The organism is Roseiconus nitratireducens (genome assembly GCF_008629675.1).
Lineage (GTDB): Bacteria > Planctomycetota > Planctomycetia > Pirellulales > Pirellulaceae > Stieleria > Stieleria nitratireducens.
Genome location: NZ_VWOX01000104.1, coordinates 1 through 353 on the forward strand (window position 1 = coordinate 1; position 353 = coordinate 353).

1 protein-coding gene is annotated in these 353 nt (G+C 42.8%); it reads left to right on the plus strand.

Translation table 11 applies throughout. The features are described 5' to 3' along the window. The coding region (locus FYK55_RS28855) for a hypothetical protein (protein ID WP_235909063.1) at positions 1-297 on the plus strand (297 nt) is incomplete at its 5' end. Positions 298-353 lie beyond the last annotated feature (56 nt).

Sequence of the window (353 nt, forward strand, 5' to 3'; positions counted from 1 at the left end):
AAAACCGCTATTGTTCACATCCCCCGAAATCGGCAAAGATCAATTCTGACCACAGGCTCTAAAGCAGAAGTTGATGCGATGTCACTCAAGCTGACTGCTACCCTTGCAAAAGCAAAAGACATACGATTTTTCGAAGCCTTAAAGGTGGCAATGAATGTGACTACGCATATGTCACTATTGGAGCTTGAAGACCTATCTTTAACCTTTTTGAAAGAACTGCGTGATGAGCTAGGGCCGGCGGAACCGAAACAGTGGTCTCAAAAATTGAGACAAGTTGCTGAAGACCTTCGGCAATAGGAGTGATAGTCCAAAGATTAAACCATGTACTTGCCCAAAAAACGGAACATTTTTTT